At 42.5% G+C, this 7,310-nt stretch carries 5 protein-coding genes; 2 read left to right on the top strand and 3 right to left on the bottom strand.

The window, feature by feature from the left end:
- Window positions 1-394: 394 nt before the first annotated feature.
- From manA to ACVPON_RS01165, 3 genes are all read right to left on the bottom strand, one after another.
- A complete protein-coding gene (manA, locus tag ACVPON_RS01175) occupies window positions 395-1,339 on the bottom strand; it encodes a mannose-6-phosphate isomerase, class I (protein ID WP_462875362.1) in 945 nt (314 codons plus the stop codon).
- A gap of 250 nt (window positions 1,340-1,589) precedes the next feature.
- On the bottom strand, window positions 1,590-2,471 hold the full coding sequence (gene scrK, locus ACVPON_RS01170; RefSeq protein WP_462875360.1) for a fructokinase ScrK: 882 nt from the start codon (window positions 2,469-2,471) through the stop codon (window positions 1,590-1,592).
- 91 nt (window positions 2,472-2,562) lie between these two features.
- Window positions 2,563-4,491 carry a sucrose-specific PTS transporter subunit IIBC gene (locus ACVPON_RS01165; protein WP_462875359.1) on the bottom strand — a complete coding sequence of 643 codons (1,929 nt, stop codon included), beginning with the start codon at window positions 4,489-4,491 and terminating at the stop codon, window positions 2,563-2,565.
- A 224-nt stretch (window positions 4,492-4,715) separates the two neighbouring features.
- Here ACVPON_RS01165 and ACVPON_RS01160 point away from each other — a divergent pair, with 224 nt between their 5' ends.
- Entirely contained in the window at window positions 4,716-6,170 is a 1,455-nt protein-coding gene (locus ACVPON_RS01160) for a sucrose-6-phosphate hydrolase (RefSeq protein WP_462875357.1), read from the top strand.
- Window positions 6,151-7,113, top strand: coding sequence for a LacI family DNA-binding transcriptional regulator (locus tag ACVPON_RS01155; RefSeq protein ID WP_462875355.1), 963 nt, complete (start codon window positions 6,151-6,153; stop codon window positions 7,111-7,113). Before ACVPON_RS01160 ends, ACVPON_RS01155 begins: the two co-directional genes overlap by 20 nt.
- The last annotated feature ends 197 nt before the right edge of the window (window positions 7,114-7,310 follow it).

The following is a 7,310-nucleotide window of genomic DNA, read 5'->3' as shown; positions in this document are numbered from 1 at the left end:
TATCGTCGAAAATGTATGTATGTCAGTTATCATTTAGAAGAAATCCTCCAGCAATTAGGTTTTAGAGATAGAAGATAAGGGGAGAGGAAGATGAAAATGAGCCATCCTTGCTTCAAAAAAAGTGTTTGATAAACAAAGTGATATAAGAAAACGTTCATGCGTTTGACGTGTGGTCTTTTAAATACGGTGTGTGGTATAATAAAATATATGCAACCCTTTTCTGGTTGCATATATTTTTATACTTAGAATTGTTTTTCCTTTCAACAGAGAGCGTCCATGGCTCCTGCATTCTCGCATTTTCTACTTTAAACTATGAAGATGTGAGAATCTCCCATACCCTTATCCGAAAGTTAAAGCTAAGAACAGCCATTTTATTCAGTCTATTGTTTCCTACTTATGGATGACTAGCAATAATTTCTAAAGCCTGTCCTCTTAAGATCCAATCTGTGACATCATGCGGTAGGATAAAATGCTCTCCTTTTCCAATCGGATAACTCCTCTCTCCCACAACTAGCTCACCCTCTCCTGCTAAGACACTGACCAGATAATAATCAGCTGTCTGCTTCATCTTCACTTCTCCAGCTACTTCCCACTTGTAGACGCTAAAAAAGTCATTCGCAACCAGCAAGGTCGAACGCAAATCATCTACATGGAGAGTGACAGGGCGACTATTTGCAGGCTCACCAATCCTTGTGACAGCAATGGATTTTTCCAGATGCAGTTCCCGAAGATTTCCTGCATCATCTTTGCGGTCAAAATCATAGACACGATAGGTCGTATCGCTCGACTGTTGGGTTTCTAAAATCATAATTCCTTTTCCGATGGCATGGATGGTGCCACTAGGTACATAGAAAAAATCCCCTGCCTTAACTGGAACCTTCTGCAGTAAGCCATCCCAATCTTTTGCCTCAATCTTCTTGCGGAGTTCATCTGTTGATTGGGCCTTATGACCATAGATAATTTCTGCCCCCTCCTCAGCAGCTAATACATACCAACATTCTGTCTTACCAAGTTCCCCCTCATGTGCAAGTCCATAAGCATCATCTGGATGCACCTGTACACTCAACCAATCATTGGCATCCAATATTTTAGTGAGAAGAGGAAAGACTTCCTCTGTTCTATTTGCAAAAAGTTCGCGGTGTTCACGATATAAGTCATCTAATCTCACACCGGCATACACCCCATTTTTAATGGTCGAAACCCCATTTGGATGGGCTGAGATTGCCCAATACTCTCCGACATGGTCGCTTGAGCTTTCATAGCCAAATTCGTCCCGAAGCCTAGTCCCACCCCAAATCTTTTCCTGCATAACCGATTGTAAAAATAATGGTTCCGCCATACCTACTCCTCGTTTCTATTTTCTCCTTTTATCATAGCAGAAAGAGGGGAGAAAAGCCAACTTCTTTGAGACAATGACCAAAAAAGGAGCAAAAAAACTTTAGAGGCTGTATATACCCGTCACCACCATATTCAAGGATCGTTTTTCTGCCACTCTTTGATTTTATACCTTTTTGCTACGGAGAGAGTTTCGATATATTTCTGTCATTTTTTGCTTATGCACATCCCAAGTACAAAGGCTTGGATCGGTATCATTTCTCCGCTACTTGCTTTGCCAAGGCAAAGTTTCCTAAGGTTGCGGATCCATTTTCAGCGACTCCAGGCGTCACGATATAGTCTGCCACATCTGGCGTCGGCACATAGCCATTCATCAAGGCGGTAAATTTATCCCGCACGCGTCTGAGCATGTGTTCTTGTCCCATAACACCTCCACCAAAGACGATGACTTGCGGGCGATACATCAAGGTCGCTTGGACTGCTGCCTGTGCAATATAGTAGGCTTGGATATCCCACACATCAGCATGTTGATCAATCAATTCACCACGAATTCCTGTACGAGCTTCCAAGGATGGACCTGCTGCCAACCCCTCTAGACAGCCCTTGTGGAAAGGACAGACCCCCATAAATTCCTTAGCCATATCCTGCGGGTGAAGCGCCACATAGGTGTGGCCTGCTTCTGTATGCCCCGCACCACCGATAAATTGACCATCTTGAATGACACCAGCTCCGATTCCTGTCCCAATGGTGTAGTAGACAAGACTTTTCACCCCTTTACGAACAAGGGTTTCTCCAAAAGCAGAAGAATTTACATCTGTCGTAAAGTAAAATGGAATCTTAAACTCTCTAGCAATCAAGCCCAACAAATCCACATTTGCCCAATGGGGCTTAGGTGTGGTCGTAATATGACCATAGGTTGCTGAATTTTGGTCAATATCAATCGGGCCAAATGATCCAATGGCAATACCTACTAGGCGGTCTTCATAGCGCTTAAAAAATTCCACCGTCCGCTCAATCGTCTCATAGGGTGTAGTCGTTGGAAATTGTGTTTTTTCAACGACTTGGAACTGCTCATCTCCTACCGCACAGACAAATTTTGTCCCTCCAGCTTCCAAACTGCCATACAATTTTGTCATCTTTGTTCTCCCTTTTTTGAAATCGTTTTATCTTACTTCATTATAACATAGTTTAAGACGCAAGAAAAAGGCTAAACGCCTTTTCCATGCTTTATTTTGCAACTTTGATAAAGGCATCGCCATGAGTAACTCCGGCACTCGCAAGTGCTTCAACTGTTGCAAAATCCGCTGTATTTGTCACAATGACCATCGTAGTATCATCAAGACCCGCAGCTGCAATTTTACTTGCATCAAATTTTGCTAGGGGCATGCCTGCTGTTACCCTATCCCCTGCTGCGACTAATTTTTCAAATCCGTCACCGTCCATTGACACTGTATCAATACCGATGTGAATCAAGATTTCAGCACCGCTTGCTGTCTTCAAGCCATAGGCATGTCCTGTTTCAAAGGCAATGGTCACTTCAGCATCTGCTGGTGCATAGACAACTCCCTCAGACGGTTTTACAGCAAGACCTTTCCCCATTGCACCTGATGAAAAGACAGGGTCATTCACCTGCTCAAGGGCAAGAACTTCACCTGAAAGGGGAGACACAAATGTTTCTTCAGTGATATCATTTTTGCTAATGACGGCATGTGTTGCCACTGAAGCAATGCTCGCCTCTACAAGAGTATTATTCATTTTTTCTTGCCACTCATCCGATTCATCTTCATAACCAAACAAATACGTCAAGATAAAGGCAAGGGTGGTCGTTACAAGAACCATCATGATATACTGTAAGATTTGTCCATTCAAGTAAAGAAGTGTCCCTGGAATAATAGTGATACCAAAACTTGTACCAGCAAGTCCCATGATATTCGCTAACCAACCACCCACAGCGCCAGCAATTAGACCCATGACAAATGGTTTACCATAACGTAAATTAACGCCAAATATAGCAGGTTCAGTAATACCAAGACCAGCTGATAGTGCTGCTGGGAAAGCAAGAGCTTTAAGTTTTGGATTTTTTGTTTTCACTCCAACTGCAAGGGTAGCACCAAGTTGAGCAGTCATAGCAGCCGTAATAATAGCATTAAGCGGATCTGCACCTGTTGCAGTCACTAGGTTAGATTCAAGAAGATTAAAGATATGATGAACACCTGTTACGACAATAATTTGATGGATACCACCAAGAATTAGGCCTCCAAAACCAAAGGGTAAACCAAGAAGCCACGTAGTCGCAACTTCAACATACGCTTCCACTTCGTGGAAAATCGGTCCAATAACGAAAAGAGCCAAGATAGACATAATAAGGAATGTCAAAAACGGTACAACCAGAAGATCTAAAATCTCCGGAACACGTTTATGTAACCATTTTTCAACCTTAGCTCCAACCAGACCAACAAAGAAAGCTGGAAGAACTGAGTTTTGGTAGCCAACAACTTTAATAAAACCAAAGAATTTAATCGGCTCTGCATCACCAGATGCAACTGCCCAAGCATTTGGAAGAACAGAATTAACCATCATAAGTCCCAAAACAAGACCAATCAGTGGGTTGCCTCCAAAAACACGAAAGGCAGACCAACAAATCAAAGCTGGAAAGAAAGCAAAGGCTGTATCTGTTAAAACAACTGTATATGTATAAAAGTTTGTGGCTTTAAAAGCTTCAGCTGTCGTGCCAAATAAAGCCATCACTTGATCCTGTGCAATTGCACCACGAATTCCCATAAAGAGACCTGTTGCAACAATGGCTGGTAATAATGGAACAAAGACATCCCCGAAAGTACGGATTGCACGTTGGAAAGCATTTCCCTGTTTGGCAGCTTCAGCCTTCATCTCATCTTTTGAAGATGTTGGCAAGCCAAGTGCGACTACTTCATCGTAGATTTTATTGACAGTCCCAGTACCGAAGATAATTTGGTATTGACCTGAGTTAAAGAAGGCACCTTGTACTTTTTCAATATCCTCTACAAGCTCCTTGTTAATTTTCCCCTCATCAACGACCATGACCCGAAGACGCGTCGCACAGTGGGCAACACTTCTGACATTTTCACGACCACCTAGGGCATCAATGACTTTTTTTGCAATCTCTGTATTATTCATCTTGCAAAAATCTCCTTTATGTTCCTATTCTTGTTTTGAAAGCATTTTCAAACTTTCTATGGTTTTTATTATACCATTTTTAAAAAATATGTCAAACGCTTGACATAAAGTTTTTTTAATTTTTAGAATTATATAGTAAAATCTTGCTTTTTGACAAGCAAACGTTTACTATATTACTATAACTAATAGAACGAAATACGTACAACACGACAAAAGGAGAAGCCATGGCTTTTACAACCGAAGAACGCTACCGTGCCTACGCAGATTGGCCGGCAGACTATATTGAAAAGATTCAAAAAAATACAGAAAGCTCCCCTTGGAGGACCAATTTCCATATCGAAACACCGTACGGTCTCTTAAATGATCCCAATGGCTTTTCCTACTTCAATGGAAAATGGACCCTCTTCTACCAATATTTCCCATTCGGAGCTGCCCATGGTTTGAAATCGTGGGTTCATACTGAGTCAAGCGATCTGGTCCACTTTGAACCAACAGGGACCGTCCTCTATCCCGATACCCCGCTTGATAGCCACGGTGCCTACTCTGGCTCTGCTATGCAATTTGAAGATAAGCTCTTTCTCTTTTATACAGGCAATGTCCGCGATAAAAACTGGATTCGCCACCCTTATCAAATCGGTGCCCTTATGGACAAAAATGGAACGATCCAAAAACTGAATCAGATCTTGATTGACCAACCTAGCGATACGACAGACCATTTCCGAGACCCACAGATTTTTAATGTCAATGGGAATTACTATGCCATTGTCGGTGGACAAAATTTAGATAAAAAAGGGATTATCAAGCTCTACAAAGCCGTTAATCATGACTATCTTAACTGGGAATATGTTGATGACTTAACATTTGACAATGACCTAACTGCCTATATGATGGAGTGCCCAAATCTAGTCTTTATTGACGAAAGGCCTGTCCTTCTCTATTGCCCTCAAGGGCTAGACAAGGCTGTCCTTGATTATGGGAACATCTATCCAAATATGTATAAAATTGGTCAAGGTTTTGATGCTGAGACAGCTAATATGATCAATCCTGGACCTCTGGAGCTATTAGACTACGGTTTTGAATGCTATGCCACTCAGGCCTTCAATAGTCCTTGCGGGCGCGTCCTTGCGGTCAGCTGGCTTGCCTTACCAGATGTAGAATATCCGACAGACCGCTATGACTATCAAGGCTGCCTCTCTTTGGTCAAGGAGTTGACCATTAAAGATGGTAAACTCTACCAGTATCCTGTTGAAGCGATCTCAAGCCTTCGAACAGATTCGCAAGCCTTTGCAGAAAAGGCCAAAACCAATAATGTCTACGAATTAGAATTGACGGTTGAAAAAGATCGTTACTTAGAGTTGGTGCTCTTTGCAGATACGAATGGTCAAGGGCTCAAACTCACGATCGATCCTAGGAATGAACGCATTGTCCTAGACCGTAAAGACTGTGGCGAGGCTTTTGCCCTTGACTTTGGTACAAGACGCCATTGCCAGATTGATCACCAAGCAACAAGCGCTAACATCTTCATTGACAAATCTGTCTTTGAAATTTTCATCAATAAAGGAGAAAAAGTATTTTCTGGACGGGTCTTTCCTCGTAAGGACCAAACTGGTATCAAGATTCTAGCAGGTCAAGCAACTGGAAATTACTACTCATTAGATTATGGTCGCAAAACTCACTGATGTCGCAAAACTCGCTGGAGTTAGTCCCACGACTGTCTCTCGGGTCATTAACAAAAAAGGGTACCTATCTGAAAAAACCATTCAAAAGGTTACCAGTGCCATGCGGGAATTGGGCTACAAGCCCAATAATCTCGCTCGGGGATTACAAGGAAAATCCGCCAAATTAGTCGGCTTGATTTTCCCTAATATTAGCAATATCTTCTATGCCGAATTGATTGAGCATCTGGAAAAAGAATTATTCAACCGTGGCTACAAGACCATTATCTGTAACAGCCAGCATGACTCTGCAAAGGAGCGGGAATACTTGGAGATGCTTACTGCCAATCAGGTAGACGGCATCATCTCAGGTAGCCACAACCTCGGAATCAAGGACTATGACCGTGTATCGGCTCCCATTATCGCCTTTGACCGTAATCTATCTCCCTCTACTCCTATCGTCTCATCAGATAATTACGGGGGTGGAATGCTCGCAGCCACAACCTTGGAAAAGGCGGGTTGTAAACGGCCAATTATGATCACTGGAAATGATGATTCTAATTCTCCTACCGGTCTGCGTCAGACAGGATTTTCTAAAATCTTTCCACAGGCTGAAATCTACCACATTTCAAGCGATTTCTCCCCTGTACGCAAGGAGATGGAAATCAAATCCATCCTCCAAACCAGCCGGACAGATGGTATTTTCGTCTCAGGAGATTTGACCGCTATATTGGTCTGGAATATCGCTCAGTCCTTGGGGCTATCGATCCCCAACGATCTCAAGCTCATCGGCTATGATGGGACTTACTTCATTGAAACACACTATCCCCAACTAACCACTATCAAACAACCCATGAAAGACATTGCCATTCTCATGGTCGACCTGCTCATTCAAAAAATAGAAGGAGCAAGCCTTGAGCCACATTACTCCCTTCCCATCCATCTTTTAGCAGGTCGAAGCGTCTAGTCTACTTTTGATTTTTAAAGAGTATGAGAAGTTTCATCGCTTTAAACAGCTCCCCACTACAGTTGACAATAAGCCAAAAAAGCTCTCCAAAACTTCCTTTATACTGAACTGCTCCCTGTCAAGTGGACAATGAAATAATAAAAGATTTAAGCGACGGCCTTGTTCCTCATTTCAAGAGGTGCAAGGCCGTTGTTGCG

It is taken from the genome of Streptococcus sp. 1F3 (assembly GCF_054968985.1).
This window is presented reverse-complemented; position numbering and strand designations above follow the sequence as displayed.

What these genes read in the sequence shown, in the direction of transcription:
- manA (WP_462875362.1), bottom strand. Translation starts at nt 1,339, where the DNA reads ATGGCGGAACCATTATTTTTACAATCGGTTATGCAGGAAAAGATTTGG.
- scrK (WP_462875360.1), bottom strand. Translation starts at nt 2,471, where the DNA reads ATGACAAAATTGTATGGCAGTTTGGAAGCTGGAGGGACAAAATTTGTC.
- ACVPON_RS01165 (WP_462875359.1), bottom strand. Translation starts at nt 4,491, where the DNA reads ATGAATAATACAGAGATTGCAAAAAAAGTCATTGATGCCCTAGGTGGT.
- ACVPON_RS01160 (WP_462875357.1), top strand. Translation starts at nt 4,716, where the DNA reads ATGGCTTTTACAACCGAAGAACGCTACCGTGCCTACGCAGATTGGCCG.
- ACVPON_RS01155 (WP_462875355.1), top strand. Translation starts at nt 6,151, where the DNA reads ATGGTCGCAAAACTCACTGATGTCGCAAAACTCGCTGGAGTTAGTCCC.